A 21852-nucleotide genomic window follows, 5' to 3' on the forward strand; every position below is an offset into this window, starting at 1 on the left:
TTTTTAGGCCGCTATTGCACCCCTTAATCAGCTAAACAGCATCGAGAGCCTGAGAGACATCGGCAATGATGTCGTCGATATGCTCAATTCCCACCGAGAGGCGCACAAGATCTTCACTGACACCTGCTTTGGCTAACTCTTCAGCGTTGAGCTGGCGGTGTGTGGTAGTAGCGGGATGACAAGCTAGGGATTTGGCATCACCAATGTTCACCAGCCTAAGCACCATCTTCAGGTCATCGATAAATTGGCCTCCTGCTTGACGGCCGCCTTTGATGCCAAAGCTCAAGATACCGGATGCGTTACCTTGGCATAGCCGCAGGCAGCTCTCGTGATAGGGACTATCTGTAAGTCCGGCGTAGTTTACCCACTCCACCTTTGGATGCTGCTGTAAAAACTCAGCAAGTTTCACAGCATTATCGCAGTGGCGCTCCATGCGAAGGGATAAGGTTTCTAGTCCCTGTAAGATAAGAAATGCATTGTGGGGTGATATGGCGGCACCGGTGTTGCGAAGAGGTACGACTCGGCAGCGGCCGATGAAGGCTGCAGGGCCCAAAGCGTCGGTGTAAACGACGCCATGGTAGGAGGGATCCGGTTGATTCAAAATAGGAAAGCGTTCTTTATTGGCAACCCAGTCAAACTTACCTGAGTCGACGATGATGCCTCCGACAGCCGTACCGTGACCACCAATGTATTTGGTCAGAGAGTGGATAACGATATGGGCACCGTGTTCAAAGGGGCGACAAAGCACCGGAGTGGCCACTGTGTTGTCCACCATCAGAGGAACGCCGTGGCGCTCGGCAATTTCGGCCAGACGAGCTAGGTCGACCACATTACCCGCAGGATTACCAATTGACTCACAGAAGATCGCTTTGGTGTTTCCATCTATGGCGGACTCGAAGCCATCAAAATCGTTGGCATCGACCATGCGAACTTCGATGCCCTGTTTCGGTAGGGTATGAGCAAATAGGTTGTAGGTGCCGCCATAAAGTTGGCTGGTGCTAACAATGTTGTCCCCCACTTCACATAGGCACTGAATGGCGTAAGTGATGGCAGCCATGCCAGAGGCCAACGCCAAGGCACCAATTCCGCCCTCCATTGCGGCAACACGCTGCTCTAGCACATCGGTGGTGGGGTTCATGATGCGGGTATAGATGTTGCCCGGAACCTTAAGGTCGAACAAATCGGCGCCGTGTTGGGTGTCGTCGAAGGTGTAAGAGGTGGTTTGATAGATGGGAACGGCTGCCGCTTTGGTGGTGGGTTCAGAGGTATAGCCGTGATGCAGTGCAATAGATTCCAGTTTCATAGTGCTTCCCTGTTGTGGCATTCATCGTTTGAATTTCGCACAACAGGGGCAATAACCCAAGGGCTTATTGCGCAAAATTAGGCGGCAAGTTTGAATAGTTTGGCGTTTATGCTGCGAACTTTGGGCATCACCAATAGGTTTAGGCTAAAAGCTATCGGCCAAGCGATAACAAAACTGCGTAGCCAGCGATGGAGGAACTCGGCATCGAAACCGGTGTTGATGGCGCAGATCACCAGGGACATGGTGCAGGCCATTACGATGCTAGGGAGCAAAGTACCCAGTAGGTGGGTTTTGATTCTTGTCATGATATGGCTCCCGATTCGTTGCGTTCCAAAGTGGAGATAGTTTAAGTTAAATCATTATTGGAATTAATGGCGATAAATTGAAGTATGAGTTCCATATTTGGAAATCTCGACGATCTTTTTCTGTTTTGTCTCGTGGTTAAGTTTGGCTCCATGCAATCGGCGTCCGAGCGCTTATCCCTTCCTATTGCAACCGCATCCAGGCGGCTTACGCAGTTAGAGAAGCGTTTGTCACTGAAGCTTCTAGAGCGTCAGGGCAGAGTATTGCAGCCAACGCCATCGGGGCTAGCGCTTTATGAGCGGCTGCAGCCCCAATTTGAGGGCAGTGAGCTTCATCTGCAGGAGGTGCTGGACAGCCAGCATCAAGTCTCCGGCTCACTATCACTTTATGTGCCAATTGCGTTTTATTCCGGTCACTTAGCCCCTGTGATCGAGCACTTTCTATTGTGCTACCCAGATGTGAGGCTGCAGGTGCACCTCGCTAAGGAGAATCACATTCCTCAGCATGAAAGGGAGTTGGTGGTGGGCTTTGTGGAGCCTAAAATGGGGGATTACATCGCCAAGCCCTATTTTTTCTCCGACAACGGCCTTTATGCCAGTCGTGGTTATTTAGTGGAATATGGAACGCCGACGACGCCAGAAGCGCTCTATCAACACCATTGGCTCACCCATGATGGCTCACGTAGCTTGAGTTTGAGTGTTGGCGACCAAGCGGTTGAGCTGCAGCTTCAACCGCGCATGGAGGTCAATGACATCACTTCTTTAGTACAGAGCCTCAAGCGTGGATTAGGAATTGGAGAGTTGCCTAGGCATCGAGCCGACAGTGAGCCTGAATTGGTGGAAGTCTTGGGTGAGTATCGCCACGGTGGTCGTCAAGCGTATTTAAGTTACAAACGACGTCAATACCAGCCTAAAGCGATGACACTTCTGATTGAGGCGTTATTGGCGGCACAAAAAAGCCCGCATTAAATGAGATTAAGCGGGCCCAGTGTGGCTTGGGTTCATCCTAATTTAGGACAGAACTTCGGTAACCCAAGGTAGCATCTGCTTTTTACGGCTTAAGAAGCCTTCGAAGGTGAGGCTGTCGCCGTTAGCGGCCTTGATGGTGTCAGCCAGAGGGCCAGCTACCAGTAGGCGAGTCTCTTCCGAGCGGATGTTGGTCAGCATCAGTGCGGCCAGATCCAAACCTTTGTCGGCAACACGCTGCTCCATAACGGCCTGCATGTTCGCCAGTTCGTGCTTAACTTGACCATAATCGGCCAGCTCAAGCTGACCCAGAGTGGTGCTTTTGCCTGAGATTTCGTAGTTTTTCACGTCTTTGTCGAGTAGGGCTTCAGTTGACAGACCTTCAACGTTGGTTTTGGCTGCCAGCAGATCAGCCAGGAAGCTCTCCACTTCAACGCCGGCCAGAGGCGCCAGCAGATCAACCAGCTCTACATCACGCTCAGTGGTGGTTGGCGACTTAAGGCCTACGGTATCGCTTAGCAGTGCACCCAGCATTAGGCGGGCGATTGGCTGAGGAATCTCAACATTATGAATGCCGAATAGCTCAAACAGCACGGATGCTGAAGAGCCTAGAGGCATCAACCAAGCTTCCAGTGGCGCAGAGCTGGTTAGTGTGCCCAGACGGTGGTGATCGACGATACCAACCAGGTCCGCTTCGTTAATGTCGTCTGGTGCTTGTTCAGCTTCACTGAAGTCTACTAGGTAAACTTTCTCACCTTTCAGTGGCTTGTCCAGCATCGGCGGCAGTTCAACACCTGCGAAATCAAAGATGAATTGAGTCTCGCGGCTAACTTCGCCTAGGCGAAATGGGGTGGCGTCTTTACCACGGGCGTTTAGCCAGTGTGTAGCGATAACGGCGGAGCTTACGCAATCGCTATCTGGGCTCTTATGGCCAAATACGTTGATCATTGGGGTTCCTTAACATTACGGCAGGGCTTCATAGCGCCCAGTTTCGGAAGAAAAGGCGCTTACTATACACCCAAATGCAAGGGGCAAACAGTGGCCGCAGAGCTCAAGGCTCAGTTTGGTTAAAATAGCGTCACAAGCTGGGCGATAATTGGCAAAAGTACGCTACTGATTATTGCAGACAATGCCATAGCTAGTGCGGAGAAACTGCCCGCCGTTACGCTAATTCCGAAGCTTCTGGCGGTACCGATGCCATGAGCGCTAATGCCCATGGCAATTCCGATAACGCGATCGTCCCGATAACCCAGCCGGTACAGGTAGCCGGGGCCAATAACGGCTCCCAAAATGCCGGTGGTGATAACGATAAATGCCGTCAGAGGAGGAATTCCGCCAATGTGTTCGGCGATGCCCATGGCAACCGGTGTCGTAATCGAAAGGGGTAATATGGATAACAGTAGTGGATGGCCAGCGCCCGTAAGCCAACCGATAGCCAGCGTACAGAGCGCCGAGACCGATAAGCCTAGTAACAAGGTCGTGGCAATGGCAACACCAAGCCCCTTAAGTTTATTTAGTTGCTGATATAGAGGGATCGCCAGGGCAACGGTAGCTGGTCCCAAAAACAGGTCGATGACTTGAGCCCCATTAAAATAGAGCTCGTAGGGGATTTCTAGAAACCAAAGCAGGGTAATCAGCACTGTAGCGGATAAGGCCACTGGGTTAAGTAGAGCGGGCTGCCCTAACTTTTGAAAGCCGGCATTCATCAGCTGATATAGGCCGATGGTGGCCACTAACCAAAACCATGGCTGATGAATAAGCCAAGAGCCAAAGCCCATTAAGGCGTCACTCATGGTTGCCGCCCTCTTTTCGTTTTAACCATCGATTCATCACCGCAGCGCTTGCCCATAAGGTCACTAGAGTGCTGGTTAAAATTGATATCAATAGCACTAAGCCGTTTTCTTGAACCAGAGAGGCGTGGTTTATGACACCTACCGCTGCGGGGACAAATAGCAAAGGAAGGTAGCGCAGTAGAGCGGTGGCAGCTGGTGCGAGAGTGTGATCCAGTCCGCGCTTTAAAAGCAGTGCCAGCAACAGCAAAATCATGCCCGCCACAGGGCCGGGCAGCGGCAGCCCGGTGACATGAACAAGGGCCTCTCCAAGCAGTTGAAACAGAATAATCAGGCACAAGCCTATAAGGGTTGGCATTGATGGCTACCGAGTTGTAAGTCTTATGGTGTGATTACTTTAACTCTGCTCAGGAACCTTAAGCAAAGTATGAATGCATTCGATGGGCTTAAGACCACCTAAGGTTGGCCTGAAGAGTTGTCTGAGTGGCTATTGGGGTTGCACTTTTGGTAAGGCCGTGTGAGTGGTATCCCCCACGGCCGTTGTTGGTCTAATCAACTGCATTTTACCGGTATTCGCTGTGAAAACGTTGCTGGGGGAGAGACAAGAGCTCAGTGACATGATAACTGGAGGAAGCCGCCTTGGTATCTAGACTCGATAAAACCTTCGAATTTGTCCTGCAACAATCGCTCTTTTAGCTCTGGTTCTCCACCAAATAGCACAAATTGGTCATCGGGGCTTAGGGTTTTGGTAATGGCGGCACACATGAGCGGCTCTTCAATTAACGAGGTTGCTGAGCGCAACATCATTGGGGTTAGTTGTTGATCGTGTCTCAGGTAACCTCTTATATGACTACCCACAATGCTGATGGAGAGCTTTTTGCTATCACCATCAAAGATAAAAAAGCCAATTTCAACCTGGATGTCGAGGCCGGACAATCTAACCTCTTTCGCAAGCTTTTGTAACAGCAATTCAGGTTGCAAGGTTTCAGGTGGGTCTTCTTTTCGTCGTCGCCGCAGACGGTTGAGGTTGGCTTGGAGTACCGCACTGATCACCGCCGCTCGATGATCAGAGACTGGGGAGAATGCCAAAAAGCCGGCAGTGTGTCGCTGAGTGATGGCGGCGTGACTGACAAACCAAGGTGACAATAGGTTGCGGCTGTAAATTGAATAATCCAGCTGACATTGGTAGAGCCTGCTACTGGGCTTTTGATACATCAACTGTTGTGAAATTTCCGCAACACCGCTCTCTGCAAACTCATCGATGTCGAGCTGAGTTAACTCTTTGGGAGACCAGCGGCGCTCTGTATTTGGCAATACCGTGTGAGCGATCAGTTTAGAGAGTTGTTCAAGTGAGTGGTCACTGGAGAGGTTATCGATGCTTGCGACCACAAAGCTATAGCGTTCAACAACCTGCTGCATGAATATCGATGGCGGGGTAATCAAGATCACTGGAATTGGCGATCGAGATTCGTTGAGACTGCGAAGCAGCGTGATGGCGCCTTCGCCGGCGCATTGCATGTTGAGGATGATCAGTTCGATAGAGTGCGTAGTCAATCTCTGTAACACATCCTGACATTGGTCAACCTCATGACATTCCAAGTCAAATTGGTTGACCACCTCAGTTGCCCTTTGGCGATTTTGTTGTTCGCCATCAATAATCAAAATGGCTGGCTTAGCTGATCTCATTTTTATAATTTCCTACCCAATAAGCCCCCATCGACCACTCACTACAAGGGAAGCTTAGTCAAGCTCATCAAGATACTCTTCGAGTAACTCCTCGTCATCTTCTTGTATAGGCGGATTTCCATCGTAAATACTGTAGGCCACATATTGATAATATCCCTCTTTAACAAAAGAGTATGGATCGAGGGAGTTATCCAAAATGGCTTCTTGGCCAATCAGTTTGGAGCGAGTGGATAAACCATCCAACGCCCAGCGGGCTGCGGATTGCCAAAAGGTAAAGTTGGCATAAGGGAAGTACAGGCCATCCACGTAATCGCCGACTTCGTCGCGAATGGTTGACGGGCCTAAAACCGGTAGCATCAGATAAGGGCCATCGGGTACTCCCCAAGTGGCTAATACTTCGCCAAACTCATCTTGTTTACGTTCCAATCCCATATTGGAGGCAACATCAAAAATCCCCACGACGCCTAGGGTGGAGTTGATGAGGAAACGTCCGGTTGCATTAGCAGCCCAGCCCCCTTTACCTTGAAGTAGATTGTTGACAGCACTAGAGGGTTCTTCCAAATTGTGGAGAAAGTTGTCTAAGCCGTTTCGGGCACCCTCGGGTACATAGTCTGCATAAAAGTAGACGACCGGTCGAAACAGTTTCTTATCCAAAATTTGGTAGTTGAAGTACCAGATGCTGCGGTTAACCCCTTCCCAAGGGTCTCGCTCATCGATATATTCAACTTCAGGGGTAGATTGAGATTCTACTGCGAAGCTTAGGCTTGGCAAAAAGCTCAAAGAAAGTACTAGCCCTAATTTAAGAAAATCCTTCAAGCGTCGATATCCTCTATAAGTACAACCAAGAATTGGCTTGATATTTTTGGTGATTTTTAAGTATTAATATGGAGTTTAGTGTTTGATGGCCATTTTGCCTACTGCAGCTATCTCGGCCACGGCTCAATCAGGTCCTCAAACCAACCCTAATCTTGTATGGGGACAGGTACAGCGACTGGCCGGAGGAACAGCCATTTCAGTTGGAAATCAGGCGATCCCTTCACCAAGTTCAATGAGTCTGCCGGTCGGAAGTTGGGTGCTCCTCAATGGGCGCCAACCTCAGAATTCGACCCCCAAAACGGTGTCCCTTCTGCATACCATATCACAGCCGGATGTAGTTAAAAATCTTCAGAAAGCCAATTTAAACAACCACAAAGCGTTAAAACTGTCCTTGAACAGTGTCGGGCAGTTGCTGTCAACGAAAGGTGAAATACTGCATCAAGTTAACGGAGCTTCTCCTGGTCCCGTATGGCTACGGCTCTCGGAGGAATCTGGCCGACCCAAAGTGTTGCTCTATCGGTTGGCTAGTGTTATCTCTGCGCCTTCGGAAAAATCTGTGCAGGCAAACGCATTAAGTGACAATTTAATTCAACCTCGGCTAGAGCAGCTGATGAAAAATGATCAAATTGTTGCTTTGTTGCAGGCGGTGTCGGGGCGAAGCTCTGGCGGTTTATCTCAGTTGTTGCCAAACTTGAGTATGTTGGCGTCGCCAGTGTTGGTTCAATCCCTATTGGGACAGTTGGGCCACTTAAGAGGTCGCGGGCCTCTGGTTGAGCTGGCCAAGGTCTTGGTGGCACTAAAAGGCCGTACGCTACCCGTGACTCAACAAGCCTCGCAGGCTTCACTGATTGCCGCGCTGACGGAACTTTTGGGTCAGCATATGGAATTTCAGCGTCGTAGCAGCCTAGATGAAAATCAATATTTGCTCTATTTTGCCTTACCTTACGAGCTGGAGCAGCGTCAAAAGCAGCTTCAGCTAGGGGTTGCCCGTTATCCTGAGGCAGACTCGGAGTTTTGGCTGTTGACGTTAAAGTTTGAGTTATCTCAAGGAGCGCTGCTGATGCGAGCCCGATATCAAGACTTGGCACTGCAGTTAACCCTTATTAGCGACAGTCGGCAGTTAGCCCATCGAGTCGATGAGCATGCCGAAGAGCTAATGGAGCGACTGAACCAACAAGGGATGACGGTACAGGTCCCCCTATGCCAAGTTGGCCAGATCCCTGAGTCGATTGCGACTCCAGCTAAGCGAGTGACCTATGGTGCCCATGGACGATAACAACACTAAGCTGGCGACAGCGTTAAAGTACGAGGCTCCAACCGCCCCGAAAGTGGTGGCTCAGGGCCAAGGAGATTTGGCTCATCAGATCGAGCAAGCGGCGATAGAAGCTGGAATTTTGGTTCATGAAGATAAGCAATTAGCGCAGCTGCTGGATAAGTTAGAGGTGGGTCAATCGATTCCCCCTGAGTTGTATTTGGTGATTGCCGAGCTGATTGCGTATGCCTATTTATTGGAAGGCAAGTTCCCCGAGCAGTGGCGAAACGTCCATGAAAAAATTGATTTTTACTCATAAAAAAGAGCTGCCACAGGCAGCTCTTTTTTGTTTTGGGAGGCTGGCTAGAAATTCAGACTAGCGACCACCACAACCATAAGGCGTAACGCTGTTGATATAGCGAACGTCTTTGATGCGGTTGTAATCCAACGGGTTGAGTGGACTGTGCTGTTTTACGTACTGATACAGCATGTCGGCGTCAACAAAACCGGTGTTGCGAGCCTGCTCTAGCTTTGGATACTTGTTGCCACCGGCGGCATTATAGCTGGGCAGCGTAAAGCGGTAGCTTCGGTCGGCATCGAATGGCTGACCGTTAATGGACTTAATATCCACTTCGCGCGAAAGGCAGTTAACGGTCATATTGATGCCACTAAAGTGTGCAAAAGCCCCCGAACCACGAGTTTTGGTGGCCACTTTCGAGAGGTATTTTTTGAGCTCTTCGCCGCCCATCTCGGTAACGGTAACGCTGTTGGCAAATGGCTGAATTTTCAATACATCACGGTAGCGAATCGGCCCCTCTTTTAGAGAGGTTCGAATGCCTCCAGAGTTCATGATGCCAAAATCGGCCGGATTAGGAAGCTGTGTCTGCGCATGGGCAAGCATGATGCCTAGAGGGTTAATCTGGTAGCGCACTACCTTGCGGTCGCCATCGAATTTCGCCTCTGCGACGCCGATCTTCTCTTTGAGTTTCTCTTGTCCCTTCATTTGATAAGGGCGCAGTAGATCGGTGGTTTCCTTATCCTTGGGCACTTGCAGTTGGAAAGGATACATGGAGTCGAACTTAGTGGCGGTGTTTACCGGCACCAACTGGTAATTCGCTAAATGCAGTTCGCCGCCGTAATACTCAAAGTCAGCTCGGCCGACGTATTTGCCCCACTCGTAGGCTTGCATGATCCAAGTGCCATTTTGGCGATCTGGCTTACAGGGTTCATCTCGGCTGTAATCCTCAACATAGAGCCCGGTATCTCCTTCCATGCACACCGGGAGCTGAGAGTGACCGCCAATGATCGCTTGCAGCTGTCTAGGGGCAAGGCTTCTTGCTAACGCCACATCGCCGGGGGTATTGCTACCATGATCGCCATTTTCATAGTGACCCATGTGGGTTAAGCCAAATATAAGATCCGGTTTATGTTGCTGTTCAAGTTCGGTCAGAATCAGCTGGATCTCCTGGCGGGGAGAGGTGAACTTGAGATCTTTGACGAATTCAGGGTTACCAATTTCCGCGGTTTGCTCGGTGGTAAGACCGATGACTGCAAGGGTTAACCCCTGAACTTCAAATAACTTGTATGGTTCGAAATAGCGCTGCCATTTGCCGTTAACTTCGCGATAGATGTTGGCTGACAACCAAGGGAAGTCCGCCCATTGGCGCTGCATATCCACTACCGACAGCGGGTTGTCGAACTCGTGGTTACCTACGGCCATGGCGTCATAGCCAAGGTGGTTCATACCGATAAAATCAGGCTCGGCATTTTGCAGATCGGATTCGGGCACGCCGGTGTTGATATCACCACCGGAGAGAAGAAGGACGTCACCACCTTGCCCGGCAACCTCTGCGCGAATCTGGTCGATGACGGTTTTTCGTGCGGCCATGCCGTATTCGCCGCGCTTGCTATGCCAGAAACGACCATGATGGTCATTGGTATGCAGTATGGTGAATTTTCTGCAGTCATCACCGGCAGCGATGCAGGCCGCAGATGCGGTGATTACCGGCTCTTGAGGTTCCTCTTTTTTGCTGCACCCAGTTAGCGCGATGGCTAGGGCGACGACAGTGCCAGTGGTAATCAGGCAGGAGGGAAGGTGTGAGCGAGTCATGATAATCCTTCAAGAGAGACAGTGTTTTGGCTGCGCTGATCCATTGCCCGTTTGGGCGAGGCAAAGGCATGCCCTGTTGGAGTGCAAGCCAAGATGTACATAGTGAAAAAGCAGCACCGAGATTTTATCTGGTGCTGCCTTTGAAGCCATCTAAGGGTGTTTAGTTGAAACGGGAGGCGACGGCTGCCTCTAAAGAGCACAACATACGCCACTCCCCCGTAATCGACTTACTTAACAAAAGCCGCGGCACTGGCTTTGGCTTTTATCTTTGATGGTACTTATTTGCTCATCCGGCGGCGCAGGTTTGCTAAGCCAAACAGAGACAGCAAGGCGAACCAGCTGGTGCTACCACCACTGCCATCGCTGCTCTCCTCTACGATGTCTGCAACCAAAGAGTCGCGGCTGGCAACTTTTACTTTGAAGCTACGACTGGAATCAGCAACAACTTTGCCATCACGCTCAAGGGCTACGGTGACGTTATAGCTTGCTGAAGGAGCGCCAAAGACTTCGAAGGTCACCATGGTTTGACCATCTTCAGTCAACACCACATTTGGCTCAACCAGTTGGCTCAGATCCAGACGGTCTTCATCATTCGATGGGCTGAGGCTTACGGTAGCAACATCCCCTTTTAGGGCATCGGCAGCAGCAGGAACCTGATATGGAACTTTAATTAACTTGTTCTGTTTGGTCAGGTGCAGAGCATTTCCTGATTCAGTTTCACCTGGCAGGTAGCTTAAGGTGATCAATGCTGGATCATGATCTGAAGAGCGGAAGTGGTCTTCGGCATAGTACTTGTTTTCTGAACAAGGATTAGAGCTGCTATAGCTGACGCACTTGTATTCCCAGTTGTAATCGTACAGGTTTGATTCTGCAGCATTGATGTGCCAATCCGCAGCGTCAATAACACGATCTTCCAGAGAAGGGGTAATCAGGATATGGTCCAGAGAGCCCACTTCATCATTGTAGGAGTAACTCCAAGGTGTTTTGCCTTTCTCTTCAAACAGTTTGCCAACGATGTCAACATAACCAAAACTGTTAGTCACAGTGATTGGGTCGCCATTTGAGTTAAATTGAGGCTTGCTGCCGATGAAGGTATCGCGAGCTGTAGTCAACGTTTTGTTGGTTGGGTTTTCGGTCAGTACCAGCAGAGGGTCTTCATGAGCGTAAGCATTTAGGTCACCCATGATGATCTTATCACCAGCGATCTGCTGCATCTCTTCCCCAAGGCGAACGGCACCAGCGACACGGAATTCAGCACAGGAACCTTGGAAGTCTAAGTCCGGTGCTCTGCTTTTCCATACAGTGGCATCTCCAAACTCAACGCCTTGCCAATCTTCCCAACAGGTAGAGCCTTTAGATTTAAAGTGGTTCACAGCAACGGTTAAACGCTTGCCGGTTTGGTTAACCACGAAGGTTACGACCAATGCATCTCGGTGGTAGTTCTGGCCGCTCTCCAGAATCTCATCGTTACCATCTTTGATCACCTCATTGTTGTCATTCACAATGGTAGGCGCCTTTTGTTGAGGCATGGTGATAACTTGAGTGCGTTCGATGCTGACCTTGCTTGGGCGGTAGATAATGCCAGTCGCAATGGCGTCAGAGCCCAGAGAGTCCAGCTCATCCAGCACTTCGTTGCCGTTGTGGTCGAAACCAACGAATACGTAGCGATTTTCCGTAGAGTAAGGCTTGTCAGCATTGTCGGCGTATTCGTCGTGGTAGAATACGTTTACTTCGTTGACCAGATCGGCAATGGCGCTGTTCTGGCCAAAACCGTTGTTTTCCATCTCCATCAAACCAACAACATCAGCGTCTAGGGCTCGAATCGCTTCAACCAGCTTTGATTTTTGCTGAATGAACTCGTCATAGGTGTCGGCACCTCGACTTTGACCAAATTGGTTCTGGTCTCCGCCAAATGGCGAGTTGAAGTAGTTGAACAGGTTTTGGCTGGCAACACGGATGGCGAAGTGATCCTTCGGTGCATCCTCTTTGATGTCTGGGCTGTCTGTTCTAGGTAAATTGTGGACGAAGTTGCTGTTGTTTAGTTCGTTAGTAACGGTAAGTGCGTACTCACCGTAGCTGTAGCTGATAACCCCTTCCATGCCGATCACACTGTCATCGATACGGATGTAGTTATGCTCTGGTGCAGTTTCAAATTGCGGATAATAAGGGATTTGACCATTAGCTGCTTTGGTTGAGCTTTCGATGGTCAGTCGATAATCGTCGTTCTGAGCCGCTGCGGCTTTTGACTCATCGCTTCCTGCAACATTCAGCTGGTTAGGCTGCATATTCGGGCGGCTATAAGCCAAAGTAATGTTATTGCGGTAGCTGTCATAGTTGAAGCTGAAGCTACGAGATACGCGCATGTTTTGCTCGCCGTCTTTTAACGGATCCATATCCGTAGGCAGGTTAACAAGCATGCCTTCATAGCGCTCTAGAGTGTTGCGGAATGAACCGTTATCGGACTCTAGGATTTCAATATTGGTTGCTGCAGTTGGGGTGATATTGTTGTCAACGATTTGCCAAGTTTCAGCAGACAGTTGGGTCTGACCATAGTTCTCAGCTACCTCGCTGCCCAAACAAAGAGTTCGGCCAATCATCTGACTGTCGGCACTGCCGCTTTTAACAAAAATACCATCTGAGGTCAGTGGGTTATTGTCCGAAACTTCGCTACGAAGGTAGAAACCTTTGGTCGGTAGGCTGACTACGGCGGTAACCACACCCTGAACGGTAACACTTTCCCCGGCAAGCGGTGATTTATCACCTTCGCCTTGAATGACGCTGATGTCGGTCAAGTTCTCACAAACGAAAGGTATGAACGAGTCTGCCAAGTTAGGCTCACCAACGGTTGAGCTATCCAAAGGTGAGATCTCTTCCCATTGGGATGCGGTGTAATCTTCACTTGGTGCTGGTGCGTTGCCATCTGCGTCCATACGGCGGCGCAAGGTGGTATCGGGAGCCCACACGCTGCCATCGCCTACAGGGCCAACGCGATCGATGATGGTATCGCCATTCTTGATGAAGACACCATCATTTCCACTTAGGTAGAAGTTCGAGTATCGAGTATCGGCGTGGCCAACCCCTAAAATATAGTTACCATCGTTGCTTGTGATGGTGGTTTTCAGTTCATCGCTGGCACCGTCGTTCAATACAACCAGTGATTCGCCAGGCTCAATGGTGAGATCTGTGAGCAGTGCTTTGCCATCCGCTCTCAGCAGTTTGTTTTCGTATTGGCCGTTACCAAGAATGTAAACCGCAGTCTCTTCGGTAAAGGTAAATGCATCGGTAGCGTGGGTATTGGTGATCTCAACGGCGCCCATATTGGCAGCGCCATCTTTCTGTAGCATCTCTGTGATCAATAGATCGTCAACGGCGGCGTGTGCACCTGCGCTGATGGTGCTGGCAATGGCCAGCGATAGAATACTTTTATTCATAGCAAACTCGGTAAATTATTAATTCGATTTGGAATTAGAAGTACATGCGAGCGTAGGCATAGCCGGCTTCCGGAGCTTCGCCAAAGCGGCCTTCCAGAGACAAAACAATGTCTTTTGCCGGGCGGTAATTGAAGCCGATACTGCCCCAGCGACGGTCTTTGCCGTACTCGGGTGGAAGCTCAGTGAAGTCGTAATTAGGGCTCTCTACGTCCCAATTTTCGTACTCTTCATGGTTTGCTGAAGCAATGATCTCCCACTGGTGGTTCAAGTCATATTTACCAGTCAGAGTCAGGCCGTAGTTACGGAAGGTTTGGTAATCTAAATAGGTATCGCCGCTCTTACGAGTCGCGAGATCTTCATCTTCGATGAATCCGTTGAAGCCCAGAGTTAACTGAGGCATCACTTTTAGGCGCATGCCTAGACCAACTTGTTGTTGTTCACCGTACTTAGTTAGGCTATCTGAGCCTCCCCGACCTTCGAGGCCAATAACGACAGAGAATACATCAGACATCCAACCAACGTAGCCGTTTACAATATCGCCTTGTAGGGAGCCGTTTTTGTGCTCACCTTCGTAGGAGTAGGAAGCACCAAAGATCAGGTGTTCGAACTCGGCTTGGTACTTTACGGTGTTCTCTTGATCGCCAGCTTCGCCAGTTTCAACGGATTTGTTGAAGGTAAAGTCACCGAAATGATCGTAGTCGTCAAAGGCGGTGTCGGTAAGACCGATCTCGATCCACTGGTTGGGAGTAAAGGCGTAGCCGACATACATTTTGTCGATGTCTAGTTCAAATTCCCCGTCGCCGCCCAGCCAGTTACGGCGCTGATAATCCAGTTCTAGACGATAAAGGAAGTTCTTTTTTTGACCTTCAACGCCCATGGTGGCGAAGCTGTCATCAACATAGCCTTTGGTGTCGTAAAACTCGTCATGATTGTAATCAGGATTGGTATCGATGTGACCCCCAACACCCACTTCACCATAAAGGCGTACATGATCTCCTTCACCACCTTGAGACAAGGTAACTGCACTGGCTGAGCCTGCAGTAAATAGAGCAGTGAGGGCGATAGCAACGGTTGTTTTCTTTAGCATCGCGTGTAATTCCATTTTTATAAACATCAACCAGTCGAAGTGCTAGTTGAATTATTGTTTAAGGATATTTATTCATCAGAACGTGATTCGACGGGGAGATTGCGTAAACAAACTGACAGCCATTGCCAGTGGTTAGCAAAGTGAGGGGAATAAACTGAGTAACGTTAAGTAAATTCATAAATTGAGTAAATTAACTCTAATTTTGCATATTTTTGTTTTATGCACAGCTGAGAACATTATGTTCAAAATCGCTATTTTTAGAATAATCACATCGAAACTAAGTGAATTTAAGTTCACTACTACGTCATGCCTCGACTTTGAGGTTCTTCGCAAACTCCCTGTGGATCAGGTGCGTATGCTAGGTAATCCCAATGTTAAAAACAAGCGATAGCCCTACGCTGTTTTTTATGTGAAACAGTGTGTTCTATTGCTTGGGTTGTCTTTTGCTTGATATTAGTTTGTTTGATGTGGGTGGGCTGGTGTTTGGCACTGCGTATTTTGCATTTGTCGATATATTGATGATGAATGTAAAGAGTCGGTGGTTTCGAGTGATGTATTCCTCACTATTAATGCAATGTTTGAAAATATTTCTCATATTTGCATCTTTGAAGTAACAGGGTTACGGGTTGCTGCACTATTTTCGGTAGGTTTGATTCTTTAGTGTTGTCCACTTGCGAATTTGTAGTTTAATTTCGTGAATGGCTCCTCCGGCTATAGCTTTTTCTGACCGAGATCTCATTTGTTTGTATTGGGGTGGTATTGAGTTACAGTTTGTTGGGTTCGGTGCTTTATTCACCGCTTATTTTTTTATGAATGGCGGTTATTTTATCGACGCTGTCGTTAATGGTTCGCAGAGTGGCATCTTTAATATCAAGTGTAGAGTTTGGCAATAGCGTTGCTAACTTTACAGTCGTTATCGCGATACGGAATGAGATAGAGCGAAACGCTGTTGATGGCCCCATGAGAGACTCCAATAATAGAGTTCTGAATTTTATGGGAAAGGAACCGTTATGCACCGGGGATTGTATGTGCTAGTGCCGGTGATGGCTATCGCGGCTTACCTGACTCAAGGGTTGTGGCAAGCGGTAATCGAACTGGTTGGCTTTACCATTGTGGTGGCCCTGATAACCAAGGGAACAGCGACCACCACCGAAGCAGAATAAAAGCCAAATGACAGTGTTAGGTCATGAGATACAGCAGTGAGCCGCTGCTGATGGCCAACCACAGTGACACACCCAGAATTAGGGGTTTGGGCCCTGCTTCTTTTAGGCGTTTAGCGCTAATTCCACAGCCAATCAAAAATAGACACAGCACTAAAGCACGTTTGCTGGCGTAGAAGATCAGCTCGTAGGCTTGCTGGAATTGTGGCAACAGGTGGGCGACACCGATGGCCAGACAGTAAAATAGGATAAACATCGGCACGGCAACTTTGTTGCCTTTTTGACGAAACAGCAACGCACTAATGAAGGCAACTGGAATAATCCACAGGGCTCGAGCCAGCTTCAATGTGGTTGCGGTAATAAGTGCTTCATCACCATAAGCGCCAGCGGCCCCGACTACAGAAGAGGTGTCATGAATGGCGATGGCTGCCCACACACCAAATTGGTGCTGGCTCATCTCTAGCAGGTGACCGATGACTGGAAACAGGAACAGTGCCACTGAGTTGAGAACAAATACGGTGGCTAAGGCGATGGACGTTTGATGATCTTTGGCGTCGATGGCCGGGGCAACTGCGGCGATGGCGCTGCCACCGCAGATGGCGGTTCCTGATGAGATCAAATATCCGGTTTTCTTATCGAGCCCCATCCACTTAGTCAATAACGTTCCCAGTATCAAGGTGGCGAAGATCGACGTGACCACAATACCGATGCCGCTTTTGCTGGCTTCGATGGCTTGGTCTAATTGGATGCCGAAACCAAGACCAATGATGGAGTAGGCCAACAGCTTTTTGGCTACGGCGGCGGTGTTGATGTTTTTAGGGATCCATCCCAGGCTCGCAACGGCAACACCGAGTATTAGGGCCATCGGTGAGCTGACTAATGGCGTTAAGCACACCAGAGCCAAGCCAAAAAACGCCAGTTGCGTAGAGCGAAAGTTTGAAGTGGTGGACACGATAGGTGGTCCTTAAAAACGAATTAGGGCGACATTATAGGGCGCTTGCTTTCTCGGGTTAAGGCTAGATTGAAAGCAACTTACACAATTTGAGCGAAACTTGGTCGTAAAAGCCCTGTTTTCTCGAGATTACTGGCAGTTTTTTTCTGTTTTTTAGCAAGTTTTTATAAATTTAACTTGAGACAAAGATCACATTTGTCTGGATTCAAGGTTCCGATTTCGTTACCCTCTGTGGTTATATCCAAGTGGCATCTGTTGATTTGCAGCGGATGTCTTGTAGAGGCGCATCGTCTATCAGTAGTTCGAATTAGGGTGACCCCCAGAGAGTTCGAATCAAAGGAGCCGATGCCGAAGTGGTTCGGGCGTCATCCCGGATTGCTGGGGCTGCATTCAATAGGTGCAGCACTGCCATAGTAAATCCCTAAAGGAGTTGGGGAATAAAATTTACTGTGGAGCGCTACTGAAGGACGGCGACATGCAGCTCTGCGTGGCGCTCGCGGCAATTCGCCGTGTCAGAAGCCCTCCATCGTACCTATAAAAGAATTAAACACGATGGCTTTAGTAAGTTATGCCGATTCGGCACTGTCAATTTTACCTCCTGTTATTGCGATCACCTTGGCGATCCTATCGCGGCGGGTTTTGCTCTCCCTCGGGCTGGGTATTCTCACCGGCATCTTAATGTTGTCTGACTTCTCCGTTAGTTTGACTGCGGCACAGCTACTCGAGCGCACCGTGGCTTTGGTTTGGGACGGCGACGGCTTGGCCAGCTGGAATCTCTATACCATCGGTTTTTTGCTCAGCATGGGACTGCTGATGGCGCTTATCTCTTTGTCCGGCGGAACCCGAGCCTTTGCCCAGTGGGCGAGAAGTCGCCTCCACAGTGGTAAAGATGCCCAGTTGATGACCCTTTTCTTAGGTGCCATTGTCTTTATTGATGACTATTTCAATGCGTTGCTGGTGGGAAATGTTGCTCGTCCCATTACCGATCAACATGGGGTGTCTCGTGAGCGTTTGGCCTACTGCATTGATTCCACATCGGCACCGGTATGTGTGATGTCGCCCATCTCCACCTGGGGGGCATACATCATGTCGTTGTTGGCCAGCATCTTGGTTACCCATGGTTTTGAAGGCATGAGTGCGTTGTCTGCATTTGCTCAGATGATACCAATGAACCTGTATGCGCTGAGCTCGGTGGCACTGCTACTTTGCGTCGTGATGATGGATCTGGATTTTGGTCCGATGGCCAAGGCGCAGCGCCGAGCAGCCTTAGGGCAGCGCTGGGATGAGAGCAAAGGTAGCCCATCCGGCGATGAGCTTGGGCTTCCCGAGGCGGATAATGGCAAGGTGATCAACCTATTGGGCCCGCTGGTACTGTTAGTGTCTCTGGTGGTAACGCTGATGCTGGTCTCCGGCAGCCAGTCCATGGGCGATGTGCCTTTTGAACTGATAGGTGCATTGGAAAATGCCGATGGCTCTTGGGCTATGTTTACCTCGGGTTGGATTACCGTTGGTGTTACTCTGATTGCCCTTCTGCTTCAAGGGGTGTCGGTTGAGCATATCGCGATGGGCGTGCGCAAGGGTCTGAGCTCAATGTTGCCAGCGGTTTATATCTTGTTGATGGCCTGGACCATTGCTGGCGTGATCTCTGACCTGCAAACTGGCAGTTATCTCGCCAGTCTTGCCGCCGACACCCTGCCAGTATTCCTTGTGCCAGTCATTATCTTTGCGTTGTCGGCTTTCGCTGCATTTTCAACCGGAACCAGTTACGGTACCTTTGCCATTATGCTGCCCATTGCAGCCAATATGGCGATGGCCCTTGAGCCGGCTCTATTTTTACCGACAATGGCCGCAGTATTAGCGGGAGGTGTGTTTGGGGATCACTGCTCACCGATCTCTGACACCACCATTTTGTCGTCTACTGGGTCTGGCTGTCACCACATGGATCATGTGGCGACCCAGCTACCTTATGCGCTGCTGGCGGCCGTCGTTGCCGTTTGTGGCTATATGGTACTTGGTTTAACCGGCTCAAACGCGTTAGCCATAGTCATTTCGGCTATGGTATTGATTTCGATGGTGTTGGTACTTCGCCAGTATCGATTTACTACCACCATGAACAAGCTGGATGTCACGGCGCCTTAACGGCATTGGAGTAAATAAATGGACTATTTTAATCATCATCAAGGCCGGTTGATGGCGGAACAGTTAGACGTTGCCGAGTTGGCCACAGAGTTTGGTACGCCGTGCTATCTCTACTCTCAAGCCACCATTGAGCGTCATTGGCGAGCGTTTTCTGATGCCATGGGTGAGCGACCTCACTTGATCTGTTACGCGGTGAAAGCCAACAGCAATTTAGCCATCTTGAATCTGATGGCACGCATGGGCAGTGGTTTTGATATTGTTTCCGGCGGCGAGCTAGCTAGGGTGATCGCCGCTGGCGGTGACCCGGCCAAAGTGGTGTTCTCCGGAGTTGGAAAAACCGCCGCTGAGATGCGCCAGGCTCTGGAGGCGGGCATTCATTGCTTTAATGTGGAGTCCGAACCGGAGCTGGATCGGCTTAATGCGGTGGCGGGAGCGCTTGGGAAGCGGGCACCGGTGTCCCTGCGCATTAATCCCGATATTGATGCCAAAACCCATCCCTACATCTCCACAGGCTTGAAGCAGAATAAGTTTGGGATTCCGGCCACTAAGGCGCTGGCGGCTTATCAATATGCGGCGTCGCTGCCGAATCTGCGCATTACCGGTATGGATTGTCACATCGGTTCTCAGTTGACTGAGACTCAGCCGTTTGTGGAGGCCCTTGAACGTTTGCTGGCTTTGGTTGATGCGCTGTCCGAATGCGGCATCGAACTTGAGCACCTCGATTTAGGTGGCGGCCTGGGCGTTAGTTATGGTGATGAAATCCCACCGAGCCCCGCTGAGTATGTGGCAGCTCTGCTACCAAGCCTAGGTGAGCGCCAACTGACGCTAGTTTTAGAGCCGGGGCGAGCCATCATGGCCAATGCTGGTATCTTGGTCACTCAGGTAGAATTCCTTAAACAGGGAGAGGATCGCGATTTTGCCATTGTGGATGCGGCGATGAACGACCTTTTGCGCCCCGCTTTATATCAGGCGGAGCAGCAGATTGTTGAGGTAGTGAAAAGTGATCGGGCGACTGCCAACTACGACGTGGTTGGCCCTGTGTGTGAAACCGGTGACTTCCTCGGTAAAGACCGCACGCTTGCTATCTCTCAAGGGGATCTGTTGGCGGTGCGCGGTGCTGGGGCCTATGGATTTACCATGTCATCTAATTACAACAGCCGCCCTCGAGCGGCTGAGGTGATGGTGAGTGGCGACAGTGCTCATCTGATCCGAAAGCGAGAAACGCTAGAGCAGCTGTGGCAAGGAGAACAGTTGTTGCCGTAACTTGGCAACGTAGAAGGGCTCTTTTGAGCCCTTTTTTCCCCACCAATACTCGTAACCTAATGCGCTAAGGTTGGCTGCGACAATAACCATTTCAGCTAAGATTTAACTTAGCCACGCTTCTGTTTACTCAAATCTTACTTTCACTCCCAAATATTTAGCCTTGAATCGTGATTTTTAGCACGGATTATCATGGCATTGCCGCTACTATCTCCGCGCCCAAATCTTGGGTCCCTTTTTAGGAAAACGTAGATGAAACTGAGTAAAGTGGGTGCCGTTGCGGCGCTGCTTGCCTGTACTCAACTGAGTGGCTGCATGGGGCAGATGGCTCTGAGCGGCTTGGTAACCAAGGGCAACTTGAGCCTAGTGGATAATCGATATGGTCGGGCAGGCCTGTTTGTGTTGATGGCTCCGGTTTACGGTGTGGCGGCTTCTGCCGATCTGTTTGTGATCAACACCATCGAGTTTTGGACCGGCCAAAACCCCATATCCGGAAGAGCCCCTGCGGTGGTGGACATGCCAGCCAACACCATCTTGAAAGTCAATCATAAGCTGAATCAAGATTTGACCTCGGCGCCGGTTACGCTCTCCAAAGTAACCTTGTCAGCCATTGATGCGAACACCATGGCGATGACCATGAGTTATCAAGATGGCCGCACACAGGTGCTGAGCGGTCAAAAGCAGGGTGACTGGGTTGAGTTTTATCTGGATGGCGAGTTTATTACTGAAGTCAGCATTGGAGAGCTAACCGCTTACGTTGCCAACCGAGCTTAATGCCTAACGCCTCTATTTCGTCCTTTAATCCAGTGCGGCCATCTGTGCTGGATTTTTTATACTCTGCAATCGATTTCAGTTGCTAACTCTCTGAACTAATACCTATTAATATACGTAACGATGATGCAAAACCCTATTGAGGATTAAGCTATGAGATGGATCGCACTGCTGTTGTCGGTATTTTGGTTGGCCGGTTGCGTTGGTTTGCCTGAGGGAGTCACTCCAGTAAAAGAGTTTGAACTGCAGCGCTACCTTGGCCGTTGGCATGAGGTTGCAAGGTTGGATCACTCCTTCGAGCGCGGGCTGACTCAGGTTACTGCCGATTATCAACTGAGAGAGGACGGTGGTGTGTCGGTCATTAACCGTGGCTTCTCAGCAGAAGAGCAGCAGTGGCAGCAAGCCGAAGGAAAGGCCTATTTTGTTGAAAGTGATGACTTAGGCTACCTAAAAGTGTCCTTCTTCGGACCGTTCTACGGCGCGTACGTGGTGTTTGAATTGGATGATGCCTATCAATACGCCTTTGTGTCTGGCCCAAACCAGAACTACTTGTGGCTGTTAGCTCGAGAGCCTCAGGTGTCTGCCGAGGTGAAGCAAAAGTTTATAGAGATGGCCAGCGGTCGAGGTTTTGATACACAGAGCCTGATCTGGTTGGATAGGCCCGGTGAGTAGTTGCCTCAGTATTCGTAGAATGGAACAACAAGCCTTTCATTTGTCCACATTTTTCCCAAATAGGCGTTTTGTTGCACAAACGATCTTCGATGGGGAAATCGGGGTTTGACATCTTTTCGTTAAGCCGTATTATAGCGCCTGTGCTGACCACAACG

At 49.8% G+C, this 21852-nt stretch carries 19 protein-coding genes and 1 riboswitch; of the genes, 8 read left to right on the plus strand and 11 right to left on the minus strand.

All coding sequences use genetic code 11. The annotated features are described in order from the left end of the window. Positions 1-31 precede the first annotated feature (31 nt). Positions 32-1303, minus strand: coding sequence for an O-acetylhomoserine aminocarboxypropyltransferase/cysteine synthase family protein (locus FCL42_RS09620; protein WP_136863197.1), 1272 nt, complete (start codon positions 1301-1303; stop codon positions 32-34). 77 nt (positions 1304-1380) lie between these two features. Then, complete coding sequence (locus tag FCL42_RS09625; RefSeq protein WP_136863198.1) at positions 1381-1608, minus strand: DUF2798 domain-containing protein; 228 nt, start codon at positions 1606-1608, stop codon at positions 1381-1383. An 84-nt stretch (positions 1609-1692) separates the two neighbouring features. On the opposite strand from FCL42_RS09625, the gene FCL42_RS09630 reads away from it, so the two are divergent. Then, entirely contained in the window at positions 1693-2574 is an 882-nt protein-coding gene (locus FCL42_RS09630; RefSeq protein WP_136863199.1) for a LysR family transcriptional regulator, read from the plus strand. Positions 2575-2616: 42 nt separating this feature from the next. On the opposite strand, the gene FCL42_RS09635 is transcribed toward FCL42_RS09630, so the two are convergent. From FCL42_RS09635 to FCL42_RS09655, 5 genes are all read right to left on the minus strand, one after another. Beyond that, entirely contained in the window at positions 2617-3519 is a 903-nt protein-coding gene (locus tag FCL42_RS09635; protein ID WP_136863200.1) for a manganese-dependent inorganic pyrophosphatase, read from the minus strand. A gap of 119 nt (positions 3520-3638) precedes the next feature. Further along, the gene (locus FCL42_RS09640) at positions 3639-4364 is read right to left on the minus strand and encodes an LrgB family protein (RefSeq protein ID WP_136863201.1); all 726 of its coding nucleotides are present in this window, start codon (positions 4362-4364) and stop codon (positions 3639-3641) included. Then, positions 4357-4719, minus strand: a complete 363-nt coding sequence (locus FCL42_RS09645) for a CidA/LrgA family protein (protein WP_136863202.1) — start codon at positions 4717-4719, stop codon at positions 4357-4359. The genes FCL42_RS09640 and FCL42_RS09645 overlap by 8 nt, the downstream gene beginning before the upstream one ends. A 251-nt stretch (positions 4720-4970) precedes the next feature. Beyond that, entirely contained in the window at positions 4971-6047 is a 1077-nt protein-coding gene (locus FCL42_RS09650; RefSeq protein WP_136863203.1) for a response regulator, read from the minus strand. 54 nt (positions 6048-6101) lie between these two features. Then, positions 6102-6863, minus strand: a complete 762-nt coding sequence (locus FCL42_RS09655) for an MlaA family lipoprotein (RefSeq protein ID WP_205729251.1) — start codon at positions 6861-6863, stop codon at positions 6102-6104. A 610-nt stretch (positions 6864-7473) separates the two neighbouring features. Here FCL42_RS09655 and FCL42_RS09660 point away from each other — a divergent pair. Then, on the plus strand, positions 7474-8139 hold the full coding sequence (locus tag FCL42_RS09660) for a hypothetical protein (RefSeq protein WP_136863204.1): 666 nt from the start codon (positions 7474-7476) through the stop codon (positions 8137-8139). Further along, positions 8129-8434 carry an EscU/YscU/HrcU family type III secretion system export apparatus switch protein gene (locus tag FCL42_RS09665; protein WP_229359824.1) on the plus strand — a complete coding sequence of 102 codons (306 nt, stop codon included), beginning with the start codon at positions 8129-8131 and terminating at the stop codon, positions 8432-8434. Before FCL42_RS09660 ends, FCL42_RS09665 begins: the two co-directional genes overlap by 11 nt. A 57-nt stretch (positions 8435-8491) precedes the next feature. On the opposite strand, the gene ushA is transcribed toward FCL42_RS09665, so the two are convergent. From ushA to FCL42_RS09680, 3 genes are all read right to left on the minus strand, one after another. Then, positions 8492-10225 carry a bifunctional UDP-sugar hydrolase/5'-nucleotidase UshA gene (gene ushA, locus FCL42_RS09670; RefSeq protein WP_136863206.1) on the minus strand — a complete coding sequence of 578 codons (1734 nt, stop codon included), beginning with the start codon at positions 10223-10225 and terminating at the stop codon, positions 8492-8494. Positions 10226-10503: 278 nt separating this feature from the next. Further along, positions 10504-13656: an ExeM/NucH family extracellular endonuclease gene (locus tag FCL42_RS09675; protein WP_136863207.1), complete on the minus strand. Its 3153-nt coding sequence runs from the start codon at positions 13654-13656 to the stop codon at positions 10504-10506. Between the two features lie 34 nt (positions 13657-13690). Beyond that, the gene (locus FCL42_RS09680; RefSeq protein WP_136863208.1) at positions 13691-14743 is read right to left on the minus strand and encodes a porin; all 1053 of its coding nucleotides are present in this window, start codon (positions 14741-14743) and stop codon (positions 13691-13693) included. Between the two features lie 1010 nt (positions 14744-15753). On the opposite strand from FCL42_RS09680, the gene FCL42_RS21695 reads away from it, so the two are divergent. Beyond that, positions 15754-15906 (plus strand): hypothetical protein, encoded by a 153-nt coding sequence (locus FCL42_RS21695; RefSeq protein ID WP_169308352.1) that lies wholly within the window; start codon positions 15754-15756, stop codon positions 15904-15906. 16 nt (positions 15907-15922) lie between these two features. On the opposite strand, the gene FCL42_RS09685 is transcribed toward FCL42_RS21695, so the two are convergent. Then, positions 15923-16858, minus strand: a complete 936-nt coding sequence (locus FCL42_RS09685; RefSeq protein ID WP_229359828.1) for a YeiH family protein — start codon at positions 16856-16858, stop codon at positions 15923-15925. Positions 16859-17124: 266 nt separating this feature from the next. Then, positions 17125-17323, plus strand: a riboswitch (Lysine riboswitch). Positions 17324-17407: 84 nt separating this feature from the next. On the opposite strand from FCL42_RS09685, the gene FCL42_RS09690 reads away from it, so the two are divergent. From FCL42_RS09690 to FCL42_RS09705, 4 genes are all read left to right on the plus strand, one after another. After that, positions 17408-18994 (plus strand): Na+/H+ antiporter NhaC family protein, encoded by a 1587-nt coding sequence (locus FCL42_RS09690; RefSeq protein ID WP_136863209.1) that lies wholly within the window; start codon positions 17408-17410, stop codon positions 18992-18994. An 18-nt stretch (positions 18995-19012) separates the two neighbouring features. Further along, complete coding sequence (gene lysA / locus FCL42_RS09695) at positions 19013-20257, plus strand: diaminopimelate decarboxylase (protein WP_136863210.1); 1245 nt, start codon at positions 19013-19015, stop codon at positions 20255-20257. Positions 20258-20506: 249 nt separating this feature from the next. After that, a complete protein-coding gene (locus FCL42_RS09700; RefSeq protein WP_136863211.1) occupies positions 20507-21028 on the plus strand; it encodes a DUF3332 domain-containing protein in 522 nt (173 codons plus the stop codon). Positions 21029-21178: 150 nt separating this feature from the next. Further along, entirely contained in the window at positions 21179-21697 is a 519-nt protein-coding gene (locus tag FCL42_RS09705) for a lipocalin family protein (protein WP_136863212.1), read from the plus strand. The last annotated feature ends 155 nt before the right edge of the window (positions 21698-21852 follow it).

The organism is Ferrimonas aestuarii, assembly GCF_005116665.1.
In the GTDB taxonomy this organism is placed as follows: Bacteria; Pseudomonadota; Gammaproteobacteria; order Enterobacterales; family Shewanellaceae; genus Ferrimonas; species Ferrimonas aestuarii.

What these genes read in the sequence shown, in the direction of transcription:
- FCL42_RS09620 (WP_136863197.1), bottom strand. Translation starts at nt 1,303, where the DNA reads ATGAAACTGGAATCTATTGCACTGCATCACGGCTATACCTCTGAACCC.
- FCL42_RS09625 (WP_136863198.1), bottom strand. Translation starts at nt 1,608, where the DNA reads ATGACAAGAATCAAAACCCACCTACTGGGTACTTTGCTCCCTAGCATC.
- FCL42_RS09630 (WP_136863199.1), top strand. Translation starts at nt 1,693, where the DNA reads ATGAGTTCCATATTTGGAAATCTCGACGATCTTTTTCTGTTTTGTCTC.
- FCL42_RS09635 (WP_136863200.1), bottom strand. Translation starts at nt 3,519, where the DNA reads ATGATCAACGTATTTGGCCATAAGAGCCCAGATAGCGATTGCGTAAGC.
- FCL42_RS09640 (WP_136863201.1), bottom strand. Translation starts at nt 4,364, where the DNA reads ATGAGTGACGCCTTAATGGGCTTTGGCTCTTGGCTTATTCATCAGCCA.
- FCL42_RS09645 (WP_136863202.1), bottom strand. Translation starts at nt 4,719, where the DNA reads ATGCCAACCCTTATAGGCTTGTGCCTGATTATTCTGTTTCAACTGCTT.
- FCL42_RS09650 (WP_136863203.1), bottom strand. Translation starts at nt 6,047, where the DNA reads ATGAGATCAGCTAAGCCAGCCATTTTGATTATTGATGGCGAACAACAA.
- FCL42_RS09660 (WP_136863204.1), top strand. Translation starts at nt 7,474, where the DNA reads ATGAAAAATGATCAAATTGTTGCTTTGTTGCAGGCGGTGTCGGGGCGA.
- FCL42_RS09665 (WP_229359824.1), top strand. Translation starts at nt 8,129, where the DNA reads ATGGACGATAACAACACTAAGCTGGCGACAGCGTTAAAGTACGAGGCT.
- ushA (WP_136863206.1), bottom strand. Translation starts at nt 10,225, where the DNA reads ATGACTCGCTCACACCTTCCCTCCTGCCTGATTACCACTGGCACTGTC.
- FCL42_RS09675 (WP_136863207.1), bottom strand. Translation starts at nt 13,656, where the DNA reads ATGAATAAAAGTATTCTATCGCTGGCCATTGCCAGCACCATCAGCGCA.
- FCL42_RS09680 (WP_136863208.1), bottom strand. Translation starts at nt 14,743, where the DNA reads ATGCTAAAGAAAACAACCGTTGCTATCGCCCTCACTGCTCTATTTACT.
- FCL42_RS21695 (WP_169308352.1), top strand. Translation starts at nt 15,754, where the DNA reads ATGCACCGGGGATTGTATGTGCTAGTGCCGGTGATGGCTATCGCGGCT.
- FCL42_RS09690 (WP_136863209.1), top strand. Translation starts at nt 17,408, where the DNA reads ATGGCTTTAGTAAGTTATGCCGATTCGGCACTGTCAATTTTACCTCCT.
- lysA (WP_136863210.1), top strand. Translation starts at nt 19,013, where the DNA reads ATGGACTATTTTAATCATCATCAAGGCCGGTTGATGGCGGAACAGTTA.
- FCL42_RS09700 (WP_136863211.1), top strand. Translation starts at nt 20,507, where the DNA reads ATGAAACTGAGTAAAGTGGGTGCCGTTGCGGCGCTGCTTGCCTGTACT.
- FCL42_RS09705 (WP_136863212.1), top strand. Translation starts at nt 21,179, where the DNA reads ATGAGATGGATCGCACTGCTGTTGTCGGTATTTTGGTTGGCCGGTTGC.